General features: G+C 60.0%; 23 protein-coding genes. 13 read left to right on the plus strand and 10 right to left on the minus strand.

What is annotated here, in order from left to right; translation table 11 throughout:
- Nucleotides 1-118: 118 nt before the first annotated feature.
- Nucleotides 119-586, plus strand: a complete 468-nt coding sequence (locus RB216_RS24545; RefSeq protein WP_028617897.1) for a PAS domain-containing protein — start codon at nt 119-121, stop codon at nt 584-586.
- Between the two features lie 58 nt (nt 587-644).
- Complete coding sequence (locus RB216_RS24550) at nt 645-1,250, plus strand: hypothetical protein (RefSeq protein WP_028617898.1); 606 nt, start codon at nt 645-647, stop codon at nt 1,248-1,250.
- Between the two features lie 2 nt (nt 1,251-1,252).
- Here the strand turns inward: RB216_RS24550 and RB216_RS24555 are convergent, their stop codons facing one another.
- Nucleotides 1,253-2,203 carry a MerR family transcriptional regulator gene (locus RB216_RS24555; protein ID WP_068932142.1) on the minus strand — a complete coding sequence of 317 codons (951 nt, stop codon included), beginning with the start codon at nt 2,201-2,203 and terminating at the stop codon, nt 1,253-1,255.
- A gap of 215 nt (nt 2,204-2,418) precedes the next feature.
- Here RB216_RS24555 and RB216_RS24560 point away from each other — a divergent pair, with 215 nt between their 5' ends.
- The 6 genes from RB216_RS24560 to RB216_RS24585 are packed head-to-tail and all read left to right on the plus strand — an operon-like array spanning nt 2,419 to nt 5,346.
- Nucleotides 2,419-2,979, plus strand: a complete 561-nt coding sequence (locus RB216_RS24560; RefSeq protein ID WP_028617900.1) for an antibiotic biosynthesis monooxygenase — start codon at nt 2,419-2,421, stop codon at nt 2,977-2,979.
- A 57-nt stretch (nt 2,980-3,036) separates the two neighbouring features.
- Entirely contained in the window at nt 3,037-3,747 is a 711-nt protein-coding gene (gene folM, locus RB216_RS24565; protein ID WP_308907994.1) for a dihydromonapterin reductase, read from the plus strand.
- 19 nt (nt 3,748-3,766) lie between these two features.
- A complete protein-coding gene (gene folE / locus RB216_RS24570; RefSeq protein ID WP_028617902.1) occupies nt 3,767-4,321 on the plus strand; it encodes a GTP cyclohydrolase I FolE in 555 nt (184 codons plus the stop codon).
- A gap of 2 nt (nt 4,322-4,323) precedes the next feature.
- Nucleotides 4,324-4,695, plus strand: a complete 372-nt coding sequence (gene folX, locus RB216_RS24575; RefSeq protein ID WP_003176029.1) for a dihydroneopterin triphosphate 2'-epimerase — start codon at nt 4,324-4,326, stop codon at nt 4,693-4,695.
- A 23-nt stretch (nt 4,696-4,718) separates the two neighbouring features.
- Nucleotides 4,719-5,015, plus strand: a complete 297-nt coding sequence (locus tag RB216_RS24580) for a DUF1244 domain-containing protein (RefSeq protein ID WP_010206472.1) — start codon at nt 4,719-4,721, stop codon at nt 5,013-5,015.
- A complete protein-coding gene (locus tag RB216_RS24585) occupies nt 5,008-5,346 on the plus strand; it encodes a HopJ type III effector protein (RefSeq protein WP_028617903.1) in 339 nt (112 codons plus the stop codon). Before RB216_RS24580 ends, RB216_RS24585 begins: the two co-directional genes overlap by 8 nt.
- A 155-nt stretch (nt 5,347-5,501) precedes the next feature.
- Here RB216_RS24585 and trxB read toward each other — a convergent pair whose 3' ends face one another.
- Nucleotides 5,502-6,464: a thioredoxin-disulfide reductase gene (trxB, locus tag RB216_RS24590; RefSeq protein ID WP_016976180.1), complete on the minus strand. Its 963-nt coding sequence runs from the start codon at nt 6,462-6,464 to the stop codon at nt 5,502-5,504.
- A gap of 283 nt (nt 6,465-6,747) precedes the next feature.
- On the opposite strand from trxB, the gene cysZ reads away from it, so the two are divergent.
- Nucleotides 6,748-7,515 carry a sulfate transporter CysZ gene (gene cysZ / locus RB216_RS24595; RefSeq protein WP_308907995.1) on the plus strand — a complete coding sequence of 256 codons (768 nt, stop codon included), beginning with the start codon at nt 6,748-6,750 and terminating at the stop codon, nt 7,513-7,515.
- 54 nt (nt 7,516-7,569) lie between these two features.
- The gene (locus RB216_RS24600) at nt 7,570-8,772 is read left to right on the plus strand and encodes a glycosyltransferase family 4 protein (protein WP_068932139.1); all 1,203 of its coding nucleotides are present in this window, start codon (nt 7,570-7,572) and stop codon (nt 8,770-8,772) included.
- On the opposite strand, the gene RB216_RS24605 is transcribed toward RB216_RS24600, so the two are convergent.
- The 7 genes from RB216_RS24605 to rplU all read right to left on the minus strand — a co-directional run bounded on the left by RB216_RS24605 (nt 8,741) and on the right by rplU (nt 14,420).
- On the minus strand, nt 8,741-9,844 hold the full coding sequence (locus tag RB216_RS24605; protein ID WP_123477922.1) for an NADH:flavin oxidoreductase: 1,104 nt from the start codon (nt 9,842-9,844) through the stop codon (nt 8,741-8,743). The two genes, RB216_RS24600 and RB216_RS24605, sit on opposite strands and share 32 nt — an antisense overlap.
- A gap of 259 nt (nt 9,845-10,103) precedes the next feature.
- Nucleotides 10,104-10,586: a glutathione peroxidase gene (locus RB216_RS24610; RefSeq protein ID WP_078050157.1), complete on the minus strand. Its 483-nt coding sequence runs from the start codon at nt 10,584-10,586 to the stop codon at nt 10,104-10,106.
- A gap of 101 nt (nt 10,587-10,687) precedes the next feature.
- Nucleotides 10,688-11,152 carry a CreA family protein gene (locus tag RB216_RS24615; RefSeq protein WP_068932136.1) on the minus strand — a complete coding sequence of 155 codons (465 nt, stop codon included), beginning with the start codon at nt 11,150-11,152 and terminating at the stop codon, nt 10,688-10,690.
- Between the two features lie 15 nt (nt 11,153-11,167).
- The gene (gene proB / locus RB216_RS24620; RefSeq protein ID WP_025999729.1) at nt 11,168-12,286 is read right to left on the minus strand and encodes a glutamate 5-kinase; all 1,119 of its coding nucleotides are present in this window, start codon (nt 12,284-12,286) and stop codon (nt 11,168-11,170) included.
- A 111-nt stretch (nt 12,287-12,397) separates the two neighbouring features.
- Nucleotides 12,398-13,621, minus strand: coding sequence for an Obg family GTPase CgtA (gene cgtA, locus RB216_RS24625; RefSeq protein WP_016976186.1), 1,224 nt, complete (start codon nt 13,619-13,621; stop codon nt 12,398-12,400).
- 192 nt (nt 13,622-13,813) lie between these two features.
- A complete protein-coding gene (rpmA, locus tag RB216_RS24630; protein WP_003176049.1) occupies nt 13,814-14,071 on the minus strand; it encodes a 50S ribosomal protein L27 in 258 nt (85 codons plus the stop codon).
- Between the two features lie 34 nt (nt 14,072-14,105).
- On the minus strand, nt 14,106-14,420 hold the full coding sequence (gene rplU / locus RB216_RS24635) for a 50S ribosomal protein L21 (RefSeq protein WP_007950961.1): 315 nt from the start codon (nt 14,418-14,420) through the stop codon (nt 14,106-14,108).
- A gap of 239 nt (nt 14,421-14,659) precedes the next feature.
- On the opposite strand from rplU, the gene RB216_RS24640 reads away from it, so the two are divergent.
- The 3 genes from RB216_RS24640 to RB216_RS24650 all read left to right on the plus strand — a co-directional run bounded on the left by RB216_RS24640 (nt 14,660) and on the right by RB216_RS24650 (nt 16,505).
- The gene (locus RB216_RS24640; RefSeq protein WP_005791318.1) at nt 14,660-15,628 is read left to right on the plus strand and encodes a polyprenyl synthetase family protein; all 969 of its coding nucleotides are present in this window, start codon (nt 14,660-14,662) and stop codon (nt 15,626-15,628) included.
- A gap of 115 nt (nt 15,629-15,743) precedes the next feature.
- Nucleotides 15,744-16,085 carry a zinc ribbon domain-containing protein YjdM gene (locus RB216_RS24645; RefSeq protein WP_236318294.1) on the plus strand — a complete coding sequence of 114 codons (342 nt, stop codon included), beginning with the start codon at nt 15,744-15,746 and terminating at the stop codon, nt 16,083-16,085.
- A gap of 162 nt (nt 16,086-16,247) precedes the next feature.
- The gene (locus RB216_RS24650) at nt 16,248-16,505 is read left to right on the plus strand and encodes a PA4570 family protein (RefSeq protein ID WP_028617909.1); all 258 of its coding nucleotides are present in this window, start codon (nt 16,248-16,250) and stop codon (nt 16,503-16,505) included.
- A 139-nt stretch (nt 16,506-16,644) separates the two neighbouring features.
- Here the strand turns inward: RB216_RS24650 and bamJ are convergent, their stop codons facing one another.
- Nucleotides 16,645-17,262 carry a BamJ family beta-barrel-assembly machinery protein gene (gene bamJ / locus RB216_RS24655; protein WP_068937259.1) on the minus strand — a complete coding sequence of 206 codons (618 nt, stop codon included), beginning with the start codon at nt 17,260-17,262 and terminating at the stop codon, nt 16,645-16,647.
- Nucleotides 17,263-17,531 lie beyond the last annotated feature (269 nt).

The raw sequence follows: 17,531 nt of genomic DNA on the forward strand, positions 1-17,531 counted from the left end.
CTGTAGTTGAGCGAAAGCGTGGGATATTAACAGCTGAGGCAAATATTTCGGCGCAGCCCGTGCAACATTCGCCAATTGCCATAAACTTCAGGCTCAAAAACAAGCCATGGACCGCTCAATGATTAACGCCAAGCTGATGCAACTGGTCGTCAACGCTTCCAACGACGGCATCGTCGTCGCCGAGCGCGAAGGCAAGGACAAGCCGCTGATCTATGTCAACCCGGCATTCGAACGCCTGACCGGCTACACCCTGGATGAAATCCTCTATCAGGATTGTCGATTCCTGCAATCGGGCGACCGTGACCAGCCGGCCCTGATGGCCATTCGGGAGGCACTGGAGAGTGGCGGGGCCTGCCGGGAAATCCTGCGCAATTACCGCAAGGACGGCACCCATTTCTGGAACGAGCTGTCGCTGTCGTCGGTGTACAACGAGGCGGACAAGCAGACGTATTTCGTCGGTGTGCAAAAGGACGTTACCCTGCAAGTCAAAGCCCAGCACCGCGTCGCCCAACTGGAGAGCGAACTGGCGCAGGTCAAGGCTGAACTGGCGATGTTCAAAGCGACGAGCGGATCTAACAAAATTTAGAAAATGCGGTCATTAGGGGGGATAATGGCATTTTAATACCCCCTAATGAGCATGAGTGATGCAGCGTGACGCGCTTCTGACCCAGGATGAGCTGGACTTCATTCAGAATATGCAACACAACCCGCAACTGAACCTGCGGGATGCGTCGTCGAGCTTAACGGTCAACGGGGGCGCGCAAATTCGCGATTTGCTCACACGACTGGCCGCTCATGACCACGTCACCATCCAGGCGCAATTCGACAACCAGCAACTCACTTTTCCGCTGCACCTGGTGGAAGATGAGTTCCATGCGATTCACCTGCGTCTGGGCGTACCGAGTATTTTCGAAGACGGCCCGATGATTCGGCCGTGGCGCCTGGCGCTTGAAACACCGGTGGCGCTGGAAAACATCAGGGGCAACGCAGGTGCGTTGTGGGTGCATGAGGTGTCGTTCAAGGGTGTGCTGGTGGAGATTCGCGGTCGGGTCAAGCCGCCGAAAACCTTTTCCCTGTGGTTCAGTCCTTCAGGTTACGAACGCATCGCGCTGCGCGGAACCTTCGAACGAGAAACCGCACGGGGGCTGTTCGCCTATCGGCTGAGCCAGGGCGACATCGACGAAACCGAGCGCCTGCGCCAATTCATCCTGCACCAGCACCGTCTGGTCCATCCTGAAGTCCATGCTTGAGATCAGGTATCCAGGCCACCGCCCAGAAACTGCTGCAAGCGGCGCTGCATCAACCGGCCTTCATTCCCCAGACAGCCGATTGATGACCCGGCGAGGCTTTCCTGCGCCAAGTCCGCTGCATCACCGGCCAGCAACAGCGGGCAATGCAGGGTCAGCGCCAGACGCTTGAGCCGTAGCGGCAACTCGCTGCTGGGGGCGCGATTGGAAAACAGCACCAAGGCACTGGGTTGGGTCTTTTCACAGATCAGCGTCAACTCATCGAATGGCTGCCCCACACCCAAGATCTTGACCGCTTGTTTTTCCCCGGACATCAGCAGGCCCGCGACCAGCAACTCCAACTCGCGGCACTCCCCTGCAACAGCCGCCAGCAATACGCGAGGCAGCGGCGCAGCGGCGGCCATCTGCAGACGTTGTGCGGTACGCGAGCGCAGGAAATTATCGAAGAACACCCACTCACTGGCTTGGCCGAAGCGGCCTTGGTGACGCAACAATGCCTGCCAGAGCGGCATGAAAATGTCCTGGAACACCACGGCGAGGGGATAGGCGGAAAAGATCTGGCCGTACAAACGGTCCAATTGGCGGTCATCGAACGCGCTGATTGCATGGCGCAATTGCCCGTGCCATTGCTCCCACTCCGCCTGCGCGCCGAGGGCGGCATCAGGTTCGCTGAGCAACGCGTCGCGCGCCAGGATCCTGCCGACTTTGCTCACCGCCACGCCGCGTTCGATCCAATCGAGAATCCGGTGCACGGTGTCGATATCGATGCGCGAGTACAACCGATGCCCGCTTTCGGTGCGAGTGGGTTGGATCAGGCCGTAGCGCCGTTCCCAGGCACGCAAGGTCACCGGGTTGACGCCGGTCAGCCGGGCGACTTCGCGGATAGGGAAAAGATCATCGGAAACGGTGCCGTTGTCGGAAGTCGTTTCGCGCTGAAGATCAATAGTTTCGGGCATCAGAGGTCAAAAACGTCCGTGTCAGTTTGGATACTATTTAACGCTTATTAGACGGGTTGATTCAAGGAGCACGACGAGCCGACCAAAGTATCTGGCGTATTTCGCTAAAACAGGAATAATCCTTGCCTGTTTTTTCTACGTCGCTGCAACACCCCGCAGCCTCGTTCGTGTGCCGCCTACCCGGCCCAGCGCACTCGCTTATTTGGAGATACACAATGTCTACCTCTCCCGTCACCCTGATGGTTGCGCGCCGCGTGGCCAAAGGTCGCTACGAAGAACTGATGGCCTGGCTGCGCGAAGGCGAGCAATTGGCCACAGACTTTCCCGGCTACCTGGGCTCAGGTGTCCTTGCACCGCCGCCCAACGATGATGAATTCCAGATCATTTTCCGCTTTGCCGATGAAAAGACCCTGCATGCCTGGGAGTTTTCGGCGTCCCGCAGTGCCTGGTTGAGCCGTGGCAGCGAGCTGTTTGCCGACCCGTCCGAGCACCGCGTACGCGGTATCGATGGCTGGTTCGGCGCAGTCGGCGCCCGCCCACCACGCTGGAAGCAGGCGGTGGCGATCTGGTTGGCATTTTTCCCAGTGTCACTGCTGTTCAACTTTGTCCTCGGACCGCTGCTCAGCGAGCTCGACCTGGCGCCGCGAGTTCTGGTCAGCACAATGGCCCTTACGCCGCTGATGGTGTACTGGTTCATCCCGCTGTCGACCCATCTGTTGGCCAATTGGCTGCATCCTGTTCCGACCCCGCGCAAGGCCAGCGAAGCCGCTGCTTGAGTACAGGGGCGCCCGGTCGCTGGTATAGTTTCAATCTGCCAGCGACTCGAGCCTCCCATGACTGCAACGAACGCCCCGATCCTGATCACCGGCGCCGGCCAGCGTGTCGGTCTGCATTGCGCCCAGCGCCTGCTGGACGACGGCTATCCGGTGATTTTCAGCTACCGCAGCGAGCGGCCCGGCGTACAGGCCCTACGCGAACGCGGAGCGATTGGGGTGTTTGCCGATTTCTCCAGCGAGGCCGGCATCCTGGCGTTTATCGCTGAACTGAACACCCATACCCAACGCCTGCGCGCGATCATCCACAACGCCTCGGCCTGGATCGCCGAAACGCCCGACGAAGAAAGTCGCGCCTTTACCGACATGTTCAGCGTGCACATGCTTGCGCCGTATCTGATCAACCTGCATTGTTCACCTTTGCTGCAACGCTCTTCTCCCGCAGACATCGTGCACATCAGCGATGACGTGGTGCGCAAGGGCAGCCGCCAGCACATTGCCTATTGCGCCACCAAGGCCGGCCTCGACAGCCTCACGCTGTCATTTGCCGCGCAGTTCGCGCCGTCGATCAAGGTCAACGGCATCGCCCCGGCAATGGTGATGTTCAACGAAGGCGACGACGCAGCCTACCGCGCCAAGGTGCTGGCCAAGTCGGCACTGGGCATCGAGCCCGGACCCGAGGTGATCTATCAGAGCGTGCGTTACCTGCTGGATAACCCTTATGTCACCGGTACCACCCTGACCGTCAACGGCGGGCGGCATATCAAGTAGCCGTTTGTGAGGATGTTGTATGACCCTGCCCCACCATTACCGCGAGATCCTCAAAGGCCTGGGCGAAGACCCGGAACGCGAAGGCTTGCTCGACACTCCCAAGCGCGCCGCCAAGGCCATGCGGTACCTGTGTCACGGCTACGAGCAAAACCTGGAAGAGATCGTCAACGGTGCGCTGTTCACCTCCGACAATGACGAGATGGTGATCCTCAAGGACATCGAGTTGTACTCGCTGTGCGAGCACCACCTGCTGCCCTTCATCGGCAAGGCCCATGTGGCCTATATCCCCACCGGCAAGGTGCTGGGCCTGTCGAAGCTGGCGCGCATCGTCGATATGTTCGCCCGGCGCCTGCAGATCCAGGAAAACCTCACGCGGCAGATCGCCGACGCGATCCAGGACGTGACCCAGGCCGCCGGCGTGGCCGTGGTGATCGAAGCCAAGCACATGTGCATGATGATGCGCGGTGTGGAAAAACAGAATTCAACCATGAACACCTCGGTGATGCTCGGCGCGTTCCGCGAGTCGAACACCACGCGCATGGAGTTCCTGCAACTGATCGGACGGAGCAAGTAGCAATGCCACAACTTCAACCAGGCATGGCGCGCATCCGGGTCAAGGACCTGTGCCTGCGCACGTACATCGGCATCAACGAGGACGAGATCCTCAACAAGCAGGATGTGCTGATCAACCTGACCATCCTGTATGCCGCCCAGGAAGCCGTACGCGACAATGACATTGATCATGCGCTGAACTACCGCACCATCACCAAGGCGATCATCGCCCACGTCGAGGGCAACCGCTTTGCCCTGCTGGAGCGCCTGACCCAGGAACTGCTGGACCTGGTGATGAGCAATGAGTCGGTGCTGTACGCCGAGGTCGAAGTGGACAAGCCCCATGCACTGCGCTTTGCCGAATCGGTTTCGATTACCCTGGCGGCCAGCCGCTAACCCCTGAATTGTCAGTGAGCCCTATGAACGACCAACAACGTCTCGAACTTGAAGCCGCCGCCTTCCGCCGACTGGTGGCGCATCTGGACAGCCGCAAGGATGTGCAGAACATCGACCTGATGAACCTCTCGGGCTTCTGCCGCAACTGCTTGTCCAAGTGGTACAAGGCCGAGGCCGACGAGCGCCAGATCGAGCTGAGCCTCGATGACGCCCGTGAAGTGGTGTACGGCATGCCGTACGCCGAGTGGAAAGCCCAATACCAGAAAGAAGCCAGCGCCGACCAACAGGCTGCGTTCGCCAAAGGAAAAACCCATGACTGATTTGAACACCCTGCGCGCCAGCCTCAACAGTGGCAAACATGTTTTTGCCGATACCTTGGCGTTTGTGGCTGCCGGTTATGACTACCAGCCGCAAGCCTTTACCAATGGCGACGTGGAAAATGCCGCGGGGCAGAACGAAGGGTCGTGCAAGACCTTGGGCTTGGCGTTGCTGGAAGGTCTGAGCGACCAGGAAGCATTGCTGGCGTTTGGTGAGCATTACCGCTCGGTAGTGGCGACGCCTGAGGGCAGTGATCACGGCAACATCCGTGCGCTGATCGCCCATGGGTTGGCCGGTGTGAAATTTGACCAGCAACCTCTGACACGCCGCTAAATCAATTTGAAAACCTGGTCAGTGTGGGAGCCGGGCTTGCCCGCGATAGCGGTGGTAACTGACACACCGCTATCGCCGGCAAGCCGGCTCCTACAGCGGATAACAGCGGACATAAAAAAACCGGCCTTTCAGCCGGTTTTTTTAGTTCAACGGGTTCAGAACGAAGCGTTCTGCAGGCCGTCGAGATAACGCTCGGCATCCAGTGCCGCCATGCAGCCGGCGCCAGCCGAGGTGATGGCCTGGCGGTAGACGTGGTCGGCCACGTCACCGGCAGCGAAGATACCTTCGATGTTGGTGGCCGTCGCGTTACCTTCACGACCGCCCTGCACCACCAGGTAACCGTCTTTGGCTTCCAGCACGCCTTCGAACAGCGAAGTGTTCGGGGTGTGGCCGATAGCGATGAACACGCCGTCGACTTTCAGTTCGTCGAAGCTGCCGTCGTTGTTCTTCAGGCGGGCACCGGTCACGCCCATGTTGTCGCCCAGGACTTCGTCCAGGGTGGCGTTGAGCTTGAGGATGATCTTGCCTTCAGCGACACGGGCATGCAGCTTGTCGATCAGGATCTTCTCGGCGCGGAAGGTCTCGCGGCGGTGAACCAGGGTCACGGTGCTGGCGATGTTGGCCAGGTACAGCGCTTCTTCCACGGCCGTGTTGCCGCCACCGACTACGGCGACTGGCTTGTTGCGGTAGAAGAAACCATCACAGGTCGCGCAGGCCGAAACGCCTTTGCCCATGAACGCCTCTTCCGACGGCAGGCCGAGGTAGCGGGCGCTGGCGCCGGTGGCGATGATCAGCGCGTCGCAGGTGTAAACGCCGCTGTCGCCGGTCAGGCTGTAAGGCTTTTTGGAGAAGTCGACCTGGTTGATGTGGTCAAACACGATCTCGGTTTCGAAACGTTCGGCGTGTTCTTTCATGCGTTCCATCAGCACCGGGCCGGTCAGACCGTGGACGTCGCCCGGCCAGTTGTCGACTTCGGTGGTGGTGGTCAGTTGACCACCCGCCTGCATGCCAGTGATCAGCAGCGGCTTCAGGTTGGCCCGGGCAGCGTAGACCGCAGCGCTGTAACCGGCAGGGCCGGAACCCAGGATAATCACTCGCGAATGACGGGTATCAGACATGACTCACTCCTATCGACCGCCCGGACTACAAGGCGGCTGGAATAAAAAAGGGACCACGAAGCACTTGGGGAAGGCTTCAACTCGCAGACCCTGAAAAATAATGGGTGCAGCGTATCGAGGGGGGCAAGATTAAGGAAATACGGAATAACAATCCAGCTCATAGGTGGTCTCTATTCAGTTACCGATGTTGATCAACACCTTTGTTACCACTGATGTCGCCGCTTTCGCCTGTTAAACAAAGCCGGTAAGGTCGGCGCGTTCGTCACTTTGTTCGGAGTTCTCCATGCCCGCCCCCGCTCTTTCCGGCCCGCAATACCTGCGTGAAGGCCTCAAACTGGTGTTGAGCCCCGGCCTGCGTCTGTTTGTGCTGTTGCCGCTGGCGATCAACCTGGTGCTGTTCGTCGGCTTGATCTATTTCGCCGGTCATCAGTTCAGCCTGTGGGTCGATCATCTGATGCCGACGCTGCCGACTTGGCTGAGCTTTTTGAATTACCTACTCTGGCCCCTGTTTGTCGTACTGGTGGTACTGATGGTGTTTTTCACCTTCACCATGCTGGCCAACATCATCGCCGCGCCCTTCAACGGTTTTCTCTCGGAGAAAGTGGAAGTGGTGGTACGCGGCACCGATGACTTCCCGGCCTTCAGCTGGGGCGAGTTGATCGCCATGGTCCCGCGCACACTGGCCCGGGAAATGCGCAAGCTGGGTTACTTCCTGCCACGGGCCATCGGCCTGTTTATCCTGTCGTTCATACCAGTGGTCAACCTGATCGCCGCCCCGCTGTGGCTGCTGTTCGGCGTGTGGATGATGGCGATCCAATACATCGACTACCCAGCGGACAACCACAAGCTTGGCTGGAACGAGATGCTCGCCTGGCTGCGCCAGAAACGCTGGCAGAGCATGAGCTTCGGCGGGATTGTTTACCTGGTGCTGCTGGTACCGGTGGTCAACCTGCTGATGATGCCGGCAGCGGTGGCTGGGGCGACGTTGTTCTGGGTGCGTGAGCAAGGTGCCGAAGCGATGGCGCAGCAGCAAAAGATAACCCAGTCATAAATCCATCATCTCGATGACACAATGACGACATGGCCCGCGGTGACACTGTGGGTCATGACGACAGCTTCGCTTCACATCACCCTCATTACCGAAACCTTCCCGCCAGAGATCAACGGGGTGGCCAATACCCTGGGTCGCCTGTGCGAGGGGTTGCGGGCCCGCGGCCATCAAGTCGAACTGGTGCGCCCGCGCCAAGGTGTCGACCAGAGCCGCCCCAGCGACGACGCCCTGCTGCTGTGCCGTGGCTGGCCGCTGCCGGGTTATCCGGGGCTGCAATGGGGGCAGTCGTCGATGCACAAGTTGCTGCGGCGCTGGACCCGTCAGCGCCCGGACGTGCTGTACATCGCCACCGAAGGCCCGCTGGGTTTGTCTGCCCTGCGCGCGGCTCGACGCCTGGGGATCAGCGTGGTCAGCGGCTTTCACACCAACTTCCAGCAGTACTCGAACCAATATGGCATGAGCCTGTTGAGCCGGATGGTCACTCACTATCTGCGCTGGTTCCACAACCGTTCGACGCTGACCCTGGTACCCAGCGCCAGCCAGCGCCTGGAGCTGGAACGCAAGCATTTCGAGCGTCTGGGGATGTTGGCGCGCGGGGTGGACAGCCAACTGTTTCATCCCGCCAAACGCGATAACGCGCTGCGTGAAAGTTGGGCACTGAACAGTGAGCAGACCGCAGTGCTCTATGTGGGCCGACTGGCCCAGGAAAAAAACCTGGGCCTGCTAAAGCGCTGCTTCGAGGCCTTGCAAGACACCTATCCCCTGCGTCAGATGAAGCTGATCATCGTCGGCGATGGCCCGCAACGCGCGACGATGGAAAAGGAACTGCCAGAGGCGATTTTCTGCGGCACCTTGCGCGGCGAAGAACTGGCACGGCATTACGCGTCAGGCGATGTGTTCCTGTTTCCCAGCCTGACTGAAACCTTCGGCAACGTGGTGCTGGAAGCGATGGCGTCGGGGTTGGGTGTGGTGGCCTACGATCAGGCAGCGGCGACCCAGCATATCCGCCATGGCTACAACGGCGTGCTGGCGATGCCTGGGGATGAGAATGCGTTTTGCGAGGCGGCCAACTGGCTGCTGGAAGACGCTGAAAGCCTGCGCCGTATGCGCCTGAACGCGCGCCAGCATGCGAGTCGCCAGGGGTGGCCGGCGATTATCGAGCAGTTCGAGCGCCAGCTGCGCGGGGTATGCAAGGACGGGCACCCGGTGCCCGCCCTGTTGCCACTTACACCAGGGTCGTCAACGCCTCACGACTGAATGGCAGGATGTCGCTCTCGCGACCTTCGCGCACCTTCACCGCCCAGTCCGGGTCCACCAGCAGGGCACGGCCCACGGCTACCAGGTCGAACTCGTCGTTGTTCAGGCGCTCCAGCAACTTCTCCAGGCTCGCCGGTTGCGCGACCTTGTCGGTGTTGACCATGAACTGCAGGAACTCGCCATCCAGGCCGACGCTGCCTACAGTAATGGTCGGCTTGCCGGTGAGCTGCCGGGTCCAGCCGGCCAGGTTGAGGTCGGAACCTTCGAACTCTGGCTCCCAGAAACGACGGGTGGAGCAGTGGAAAATATCCACACCCGCTTCAGACAATGGCTTGAGAAACTCGCCCAGCGCCTCGGGGGTTTGCACCAGGCGCGCGGTGTAATCCTGCTGCTTCCACTGGGAGAACCGGAAGATGATCGGGAAGTCCGGACCCACGGCAGCGCGGGTGGCCTGAATCAGCTCAATGGCGAAACGCGACCGGTTGGCCAGGCTGCCACCGTACTCGTCGGTACGCTGGTTGCTACCTTCCCAGAAGAACTGGTCGACCAGATAGCCATGGGCGCCGTGGATCTCAACGCCGTCCATGCCGATGCTCTGGGCATCCTTGGCGGCTTGGGCGAAGGCGTTGATGACCTCCTTGATGTCTTGATGCGTCATGCCGTGCACGACCACGTTGCCATCCTTGAGTTTTTCCATCGGGCCATAGGCCGGCACGCTGGCATCCGGCTCGGTGCCGATGCGGCGCACGCTGCCCACGTGCCACAACTGCGGGACGATCTTGCCGCCTTCGGCGTGTACCGCGTCGACGACTTTTTTCCAGCCAGCCAGCGCGGCTTCACCGTAGAAGTGCGGCACATTGGGGTAGCCATTCGAGGCTTGATGACCGACCACGGTGCCTTCGGTGATGATCAGGCCTACGCCGGCAGCGGCGCGGCGACGGTAGTACTCGATGACTTTGGAGTTGGGAACGCCACCCGGCGAGAACGAGCGGGTCATCGGTGCCATGACGACGCGGGTCGACAGTTGCAACGCACCGAGCTGGAAGGGTTTGAACAAGGCTTGGACGGGCATGGGGCACTCCACGAAAGACGGGGTTTATGATGTGGATAATATGGGGAGCGCAAGGTGGTGGATAGCACTATTGATCTGGGTGATTAAGGGGTAAAAGTGGCACAACCGGTTGCCGCTAACCTGAAGTGAGCGGGCTTGCCCCGAAGCCGCCCCAGTAAAAACGCCGCGTTCTGTCTAGAAATGCGGCGTCTGATTTTAGGGCGGCTTCGCCACCCAGCGCGGGACAAGCCCGCTCACCACAAAAGCCTCCTGGACGTCTTCAGGCCAGGGCTTTTTCGATGGCCTGGACGATCGTCGGATCATCCGGCGCAGTACGCGGGGAAAAGCGTGCGAGCACCCGCCCATCCTTGCCCAGCAGGAACTTCTCGAAATTCCAGGTGATGTCCCCAGGAAACTCGGCCCCCTCGCCCGCCAGCAGGCGGTACAGCTGATGACGATCAGGCCCGTTGACCTCAAGCTTGCTGCCCAACGGGAAGGTCACCCCGTAATTCAGGCTACAGAACGCCTGGATTTCTTCCTCGGTGCCCGGTTCCTGACCGGCAAACTGATTGCACGGCAGGCCAAGCACGGTAAACCCCTGGTCCTTGTACTGCTGGTAGAGGTTCTCCAGCGCGGCGTATTGCGGGGTCAAACCACATTTGGAGGCCACGTTGACCACCAGCACCACTTGCCCCTTGAAGGGCGCCAGCGGTAGCTCTTGTCCGTCCAAAGCTTTGAGTTTCAGGTCGTGGAAAGCACTCATGACGAACTCCAGATATCCCATGTTCTTCGCATTGCGGCACGTCGAGATTACAACTCGCAAGCCTGCAATCATAGACGCCGATTGCAAAACCCGCCCGCGAGTTACTGAGCGGTCGGCCAGGGCAAAATCGGAATGGCGGTCACGGCGTTTTGCGGGCTGCCTTCGATCAGGCGGTCGCTGTACACCAGGTAAACCAGGGTGTTGCGCTTCTTGTCGAGGAAGCGCACCACCTGCATGGTCTTGAACACCAGGGAGGTGCGTTCCTTGAACACTTCGTCGCCGTCCTTGAGCTCGCCCTTGAAGCGGATCGGGCCGACCTGACGGCAGGCAATCGAGGCTTCGGCGCGGTCTTCGGCCAGGCCCAGGCCGCCTTTCACGCCGCCGGTCTTGGCACGCGACAGGTAGCAGGTCACGCCGTCGACCTTGGGGTCATCGAAGGCTTCAACCACGATCCGGTCGTTGGGGCCGACAAACTTGAACACTGTCGACACCTGACCGATTTCTTCAGCCGAGGCCAACAGCGGCATGACCAGCAGCAGGCCGAGCAATCCCTTCATTACGCGCATCGTGTATTCCTTTGGTTAGACCAGGATCAGGTTATCGCGGTGAACCAGCTCTGGTTCGGCCATGTAACCTAGTAGTCCGACAATCGCATCGGAGGATTGTCCAATGATTTTCTGGGCTTCAAGGGCGCTGTAGTTGGCCAGGCCACGGGCAATCTCACGACCGTCCGGCGCCACGCACACCACCATCTCGCCCCGGCGGAAGCTGCCCTGCACCAGCTTGACGCCGACCGGCAGCAGGCTCTTGTTGCCTTGGGACAACGCCGATACGGCGCCATCGTCCAACACCAGGGTGCCACGGGTTTGCAGATGACCGGCCAGCCATTGTTTGCGCGCCGCCAGCATGCCGCGTTCCGGCGACAACAGCGTACCGATGCGCTCGCCCGCCTTGAGCCGGTCCAGCACGCGCTCGATGCGCCCGCCAATGATGATGGTGTGGGCGCCGGAACGCGCCGCCAGGCGCGCCGCACGCAGCTTGGTCTGCATGCCGCCGCGGCCCAGGGCGCCGCCAACACTGCCGGCCACGGCGTCCAACGCCGGGTCATCGGCGCGAGCCTCATAAATAAGTTGGGCTTCGGGGTTGTTGCGCGGGTCAGCGTCGAACATGCCGTCTCGGTCGGTGAGGATCACCAGCAGGTCAGCTTCCACCAGGTTGGCCACCAGGGCGGCCAAGGTGTCGTTGTCGCCAAAGCGGATTTCGTCAGTGACCACGGTGTCGTTTTCGTTGATCACCGGGATAACCTTGAGTTCCACCAGCGCGCGCAGAGTGCTGCGGGCGTTGAGGTAACGCTTGCGGTCGGACAGGTCGTCGTGGGTCAGCAGGATCTGCGCCGTGTGCCGGCCGTGCTCGGCAAAGCTGGATTCCCAGGCTTGCACCAGGCCCATCTGACCGATGGCGGCGGCGGCTTGCAGTTCGTGCATCGCGCTGGGTCGCGCAGTCCAGCCGAGGCGGCTCATCCCGGCGGCAACCGCTCCGGACGACACCAGCACCAACTCCACACCGGCCTCATGCAAGGCCACCATCTGCTCGACCCAGACGCTCATGGCTGCACGATCGAGCCCCTTGCCATCCGCCGTCAGCAACGCACTGCCGATCTTTACGACCCAGCGCTGCGCACCTGTCACTTTGCTCCGCATCATCTTCAACCTTAGATTGAGGGCTGCGCGACCCAGCGCGGCCCATAACGTTAAACCCGGATACTAAAACGCCGCTCTAACAGGAGCGGCGTTCAAGTTTATCGCAACGACTCAGTCGCGCACGTAAATGATTTCAGGACCGTCTTCATCATCCACGTCTTCTTCGTCCCAATCGTCGTCACCGATGTCATGGACCGACTTCACGCCGCTGCGGCGCAGGGCACGCTGGTCGTCCAGCGCTTGCAACTGGGCGCGGGCTTCGTCTTCGATCTGTTGATCGAGCTCAGCCAGTTCGGCCTTGAACACCGGATCGGCCGCCAGGCGGTCGGCGCGGTCTTCGAGGTAGCGCATGATGTCACGGGTCAGGCGCTCGGTGCCTTCTTTGGCGATGGCCGAGATCACGTAGACCGGACCTTCCCACTCCAGGCGGTCAACGATTTCCTTGACGCGCTCTTCGTGCTCTTCTTCCAGGATCTGGTCGCACTTGTTCAGCACCAACCAACGATCACGCTCAGCCAGGGCCGGGCTGAACTTGGTCAGCTCGCTGACGATCACTTCGGCGGCGTCCGGTGCGCTGGTGTCATCCAGCGGCGCCATGTCGACGAGGTGCAACAGCAAACGGGTACGCGACAAGTGTTTGAGGAAGCGAATCCCCAGGCCGGCGCCATCGGAGGCGCCTTCGATCAAGCCGGGAATGTCGGCGATCACAAAGCTTTTCCAACGGTCGACGCTGACCACACCGAGGTTTGGCACCAGGGTGGTGAACGGGTAGTCGGCGACTTTCGGCTTGGCGGCCGAAACCGAGCGAATGAAGGTACTTTTACCAGCGTTCGGCAGGCCCAGCAGGCCCACGTCAGCGAGTACTTTCATTTCCAGCTTGAGGTCACGCTGCTCGCCCGGCTTGCCTGGCGTGGTCTGGCGTGGCGCACGGTTGGTACTGGACTTGAATCGGGTGTTACCCAGACCGTGCCAGCCGCCCTGTACAACCATCAGCTTCTGGCCAGCCTTGGTCAGGTCGCCGATCACTTCCTGGGTCGCAGAATCGATAATCGTGGTACCGACCGGTACGCGCAGTACCAGGTCTTCGCCTTTTTTACCGGTGCAGTCGGTGCTGCCGCCGTTGGAGCCACGCTCGGCATCGAAGTGCCGGGTGTAACGGTAGTCGACCAGGGTGTTGAGGTTTTCGTCGGCCATCATGTAGATGGAACCGCCGTCACCGCCGTCACCGCCGTTGGGGCCACCGTTTTCGATGAACTTTTCGCGACGGAAACTCATGCAACCGTTACCGCCGTCGCCTGCTTTTACTCGGATGGAAACTTCATCAACGAACTTCATAACAAAACGCCTCTCGTCGCATGGACGAGCTTAAAGAACCAAGACATAAGACTCTTGCAAAAATGAGCGCAGCGACCTCAATCAGCGACCGCAAACCAGCGCCTGAGCCCATTACAAACAGCTTTGCAAGAGACTCACTCCACAAACGAAAAAGCCCCGTCGCAAGACAGGGCTTTTCCAGCGATCTCGCAATTAAGCTGCGACAACGCTCACGTAACGGCGGTTGAACGCGCCTTTTACTTCAAACTTGATCACGCCTTCGATTTTCGCGAAGAGGGTGTGATCTTTACCCATGCCAACACCGTAACCGGCGTGGAATTGGGTGCCGCGCTGACGCACGATGATGTTGCCCGGAATGATTTTCTGGCCGCCATACATCTTCACGCCAAGGCGTTTGGCTTCTGAGTCGCGACCGTTACGGGTACTACCACCAGCTTTTTTGTGTGCCATGAGTCAATTCTCCTAGTGAGGAATTAGGCTGAAATTAAGCCTGAATACCGGTGATTTTGATCTCGGTGTACCACTGGCGGTGGCCCATACGCTTCATGTGGTGCTTACGACGACGGAACTTGATGATGCGGACTTTATCGTGACGACCTTGGGAGATCACTTCAGCCACAACGGTAGCGCCAGCAACAACTGGAGCGCCGATGTTCACGTCATCGCCATTGGCGACCAACAGAACGCGATCAAAAGTAACGGATTCGCCGGTAGCGACTTCCAGTTTTTCGATCTTCAGGTATTCACCTGGGGCGACTTTGTATTGCTTGCCACCAGTAACAATTACTGCGTACGACATGGTATTTCTCCGATAATCCTGCTCACCCAGCGCTTTATAAGAAGAGGTATTGGCTGGCATGGCTGCATGGGATGGACGTCCCGAATGCAATTGCGTAAGGCAGGTGCTGCCCAGGAAGTTCAGGGTGCGCGATTGTACGCAAGGCTTTGATGCGTTGCAAGTGGCCGTCTATCGCGCCTTGACACTACGGGGCGTGGGTCCTAGCATGCCGCGCAACCCTTCTGGAGCGACTGTCGCTGATGCAACCCCAAGCTTTCTACCGCGCGGTCGCGGACGATTTTAGCGCCGTCGACGGCATCATCAAGCAGCAGCTGACGTCTAAAGTGCCGCTGGTCTCCAAAATTGGTGACTATATTACGTCGGCGGGCGGTAAGCGCCTGCGTCCTTTATTAGTGCTGCTGTGCGGCAAGGCCCTGGGTCGCGAAGGCGATGACCTGCGCCTGCTGGCCGCCACTATCGAATTCCTGCACACCGCCACCCTGCTGCATGACGACGTCGTCGACATGTCCGGCATGCGCCGTGGCCGCGAGACCGCCAATGCCATGTGGGGCAACGCCCCTAGTGTGCTGGTGGGCGACTTCCTGTACTCGCGCTCGTTCGAAATGATGGTTGAACTCGGCTCGATGCCGGTGATGAAGATTCTTTCACAGGCCACCCGCATCATCGCCGAAGGCGAAGTGCTGCAACTGTCGAAGGTCCGCGACGCCAGCACCACCGAAGAAACCTATATGGAAGTGATTCGCGGCAAAACCGCGATGCTCTTCGAAGCCTCCACCCACAGCGCCGCCGCGCTGTGCGGCGCAACGGCCGAACAGGCCGAAGCCCTGCGCACCTTTGGAGACCACCTGGGCGTGGCGTTCCAATTGGTCGACGACCTGCTCGACTACAAGGGCGACGCTGAAACCCTGGGCAAGAACGTCGGTGATGACCTGGCCGAAGGCAAGCCGACCCTGCCGCTGATCTACACCATGCGCGAAGGCACGCCGGAACAGGCCGCCTTGGTGCGCAAGGCGATCCAGAAAGGCGGGATCGAAGACCTGGAGGCCATCCGTGCCGCCGTGGAAGCCTCGGGTTCGCTGGAGTACACCGCACAACTGGCGCGTGACTACGTGGCCCGTGCCATCCAGTGCCTGGAAGCCCTGCCCGCCAGCGAATACCGCGACGCCCTGGTCGAGCTGAGTGAGTTCGCGGTCGCGCGTACTCACTAAAGCGCGGCCTATGTGGGAGGGGCCCCTCCCACATTTAGATTTCATACAACCTGTAAGACTGCAAAACCCTATATAATGTGCGCCCTTTAGCCATCCTGACTCTCAAGGAGCCTTAGTGAGCACGTTGCCACCCTGCCCGAAATGCAATTCCGAATACACCTACGAAGACGGCGCCCAGCTGATCTGCCCGGAATGCGCCCATGAGTGGTCCGCCAATGGCGAGGCCGAACCGGCTAGCGACGACACCGTGAAGAAAGATTCTGTGGGCAACGTCCTGCAGGACGGCGACACCATCACCGTGATCAAGGACCTCAAGGTCAAGGGCACTTCTCTGGTCGTCAAAGTGGGCACCAAGGTCAAGAACATCCGCCTGTGCGACGGCGACCACGATATCGACTGCAAGATCGACGGTATCGGCCCCATGAAGCTCAAGTCCGAATTCGTGCGCAAAGTCTGAATATGCTGCCCCCCATCCCGCGCCCGCCGCGGGATGGCGTTTCGCCCTCCCGTTTGATCCCGCGCAATATCCACACAGAAAAACCCAGAAACCGCCAATAGGCACTTGCTATTCTACGAATAAGAATTATTCTCATTGAAACCCATCAAGGAGATGAGACCCATGACTTATTTGATAGATGCCTGGCTGGACCGCCCACAGCCTTACCTGCGGATCCTGCATCGGGAAACCGGTGAAGTCTGTGCCGTGCTGGAAGAAGAAGCGCTGAATGAACTGCAGGACCAGGGCGACCTGGACGTCAATGGGCTGAGTTCGAGCGAACCTGGCGTGTTGAAGGAAGTGGTGCGCAATCTGTTTCTGTTCTGCTATGCCCGAGCGTTGCGCCCGGCGACAGAGCTGAATGGCAAGTTCCATCCATGAGCGAGGTTGAATGCACCTGCTTTATGTGGGAGCTGGCTTGCCTGCGATGGCATCAACTCGGTAAGACATCAGACCGAGTCGCCGGCATCGCGGGCAAGCCCGGCTCCCACATAAAGCCAGGCGCAGTAATCAGCAGGTCTTACAGAACGTCGAGCAGCTCGACGTCAAACACCAGAACGCTGTGCGGCGGGATGCTGCCAACGCCTTGAGCGCCGTAAGCCAGTTCGCTCGGCACGTACAGGCGCCATTTGCTGCCGGCATTCATCAGTTGCAGGGCTTCGGTCCAGCCGGCGATCACGCCGCCCACCGGGAATTCCGCAGGCTGGCCGCGCTCGTAGGAGCTGTCGAACACAGTCCCGTCGATCAGGGTGCCGTGGTAGTGAGTGCGCACTTGATCTTCACGGGTCGGCTTAGCGCCGTCACCGGCGGTCAGCACTTCGAATTGCAGGCCGGAAGCCAGAGTGGTGATGCCATCACGCTTGGCGTTTTCAGCCAGGAAAGCCAGGCCTTCGCCAGCAGCCGCTTCAGCCTTGGCAGCCGCTTCGGCTTGCATGACTTCGCGGATAACCTTGAAGCTGGCAGCCATTTGCTCTTGGTCAACACGGCTTGGCTTACCGGCGAAGGCGTCGGTCAGGCCGGCCAGGATTGCGTCCAGGCTCACACCCGGTGGCGGGTTGTCGCGCAGTTGGTCGCCCAACTGACGGCCGATACCGTAGCTGACGCGGGTTTCGTCGGTGGACAGATTAACTTCGGACATGAAGAGGCTCCGCTGTAGGACAACACGGTTTCCCGCGCAATCCAGAACTAAAAGGGCCCGCAGACTAGCACACAAGACCGGCCCAAGATCAGCCCCCTCCCCGGCCAGCCACTGCGGCGGCGACCCTTCGTCGCACCTTACGAATTAGCATTTCAGATTCAACACCTGCCGCCGATACAGCCCTACACAGCAGCTGGCTCCAAAACCAATAACCGTCCAGCACCCCCCATCATTCTTGCGGAGCATTCGATGAATAGCTGGTTCGGCAA

It is taken from the genome of Pseudomonas canadensis (assembly GCF_030980095.1).
GTDB lineage: Bacteria > Pseudomonadota > Gammaproteobacteria > Pseudomonadales > Pseudomonadaceae > Aquipseudomonas > Aquipseudomonas canadensis.

What these genes read in the sequence shown, in the direction of transcription:
- RB216_RS24545 (WP_028617897.1), top strand. Translation starts at nt 119, where the DNA reads ATGATTAACGCCAAGCTGATGCAACTGGTCGTCAACGCTTCCAACGAC.
- RB216_RS24550 (WP_028617898.1), top strand. Translation starts at nt 645, where the DNA reads ATGCAGCGTGACGCGCTTCTGACCCAGGATGAGCTGGACTTCATTCAG.
- RB216_RS24555 (WP_068932142.1), bottom strand. Translation starts at nt 2,203, where the DNA reads ATGCCCGAAACTATTGATCTTCAGCGCGAAACGACTTCCGACAACGGC.
- RB216_RS24560 (WP_028617900.1), top strand. Translation starts at nt 2,419, where the DNA reads ATGTCTACCTCTCCCGTCACCCTGATGGTTGCGCGCCGCGTGGCCAAA.
- folM (WP_308907994.1), top strand. Translation starts at nt 3,037, where the DNA reads ATGACTGCAACGAACGCCCCGATCCTGATCACCGGCGCCGGCCAGCGT.
- folE (WP_028617902.1), top strand. Translation starts at nt 3,767, where the DNA reads ATGACCCTGCCCCACCATTACCGCGAGATCCTCAAAGGCCTGGGCGAA.
- folX (WP_003176029.1), top strand. Translation starts at nt 4,324, where the DNA reads ATGCCACAACTTCAACCAGGCATGGCGCGCATCCGGGTCAAGGACCTG.
- RB216_RS24580 (WP_010206472.1), top strand. Translation starts at nt 4,719, where the DNA reads ATGAACGACCAACAACGTCTCGAACTTGAAGCCGCCGCCTTCCGCCGA.
- RB216_RS24585 (WP_028617903.1), top strand. Translation starts at nt 5,008, where the DNA reads ATGACTGATTTGAACACCCTGCGCGCCAGCCTCAACAGTGGCAAACAT.
- trxB (WP_016976180.1), bottom strand. Translation starts at nt 6,464, where the DNA reads ATGTCTGATACCCGTCATTCGCGAGTGATTATCCTGGGTTCCGGCCCT.
- cysZ (WP_308907995.1), top strand. Translation starts at nt 6,748, where the DNA reads ATGCCCGCCCCCGCTCTTTCCGGCCCGCAATACCTGCGTGAAGGCCTC.
- RB216_RS24600 (WP_068932139.1), top strand. Translation starts at nt 7,570, where the DNA reads ATGACGACAGCTTCGCTTCACATCACCCTCATTACCGAAACCTTCCCG.
- RB216_RS24605 (WP_123477922.1), bottom strand. Translation starts at nt 9,844, where the DNA reads ATGCCCGTCCAAGCCTTGTTCAAACCCTTCCAGCTCGGTGCGTTGCAA.
- RB216_RS24610 (WP_078050157.1), bottom strand. Translation starts at nt 10,586, where the DNA reads ATGAGTGCTTTCCACGACCTGAAACTCAAAGCTTTGGACGGACAAGAG.
- RB216_RS24615 (WP_068932136.1), bottom strand. Translation starts at nt 11,152, where the DNA reads ATGCGCGTAATGAAGGGATTGCTCGGCCTGCTGCTGGTCATGCCGCTG.
- proB (WP_025999729.1), bottom strand. Translation starts at nt 12,286, where the DNA reads ATGCGGAGCAAAGTGACAGGTGCGCAGCGCTGGGTCGTAAAGATCGGC.
- cgtA (WP_016976186.1), bottom strand. Translation starts at nt 13,621, where the DNA reads ATGAAGTTCGTTGATGAAGTTTCCATCCGAGTAAAAGCAGGCGACGGC.
- rpmA (WP_003176049.1), bottom strand. Translation starts at nt 14,071, where the DNA reads ATGGCACACAAAAAAGCTGGTGGTAGTACCCGTAACGGTCGCGACTCA.
- rplU (WP_007950961.1), bottom strand. Translation starts at nt 14,420, where the DNA reads ATGTCGTACGCAGTAATTGTTACTGGTGGCAAGCAATACAAAGTCGCC.
- RB216_RS24640 (WP_005791318.1), top strand. Translation starts at nt 14,660, where the DNA reads ATGCAACCCCAAGCTTTCTACCGCGCGGTCGCGGACGATTTTAGCGCC.
- RB216_RS24650 (WP_028617909.1), top strand. Translation starts at nt 16,248, where the DNA reads ATGACTTATTTGATAGATGCCTGGCTGGACCGCCCACAGCCTTACCTG.
- bamJ (WP_068937259.1), bottom strand. Translation starts at nt 17,262, where the DNA reads ATGTCCGAAGTTAATCTGTCCACCGACGAAACCCGCGTCAGCTACGGT.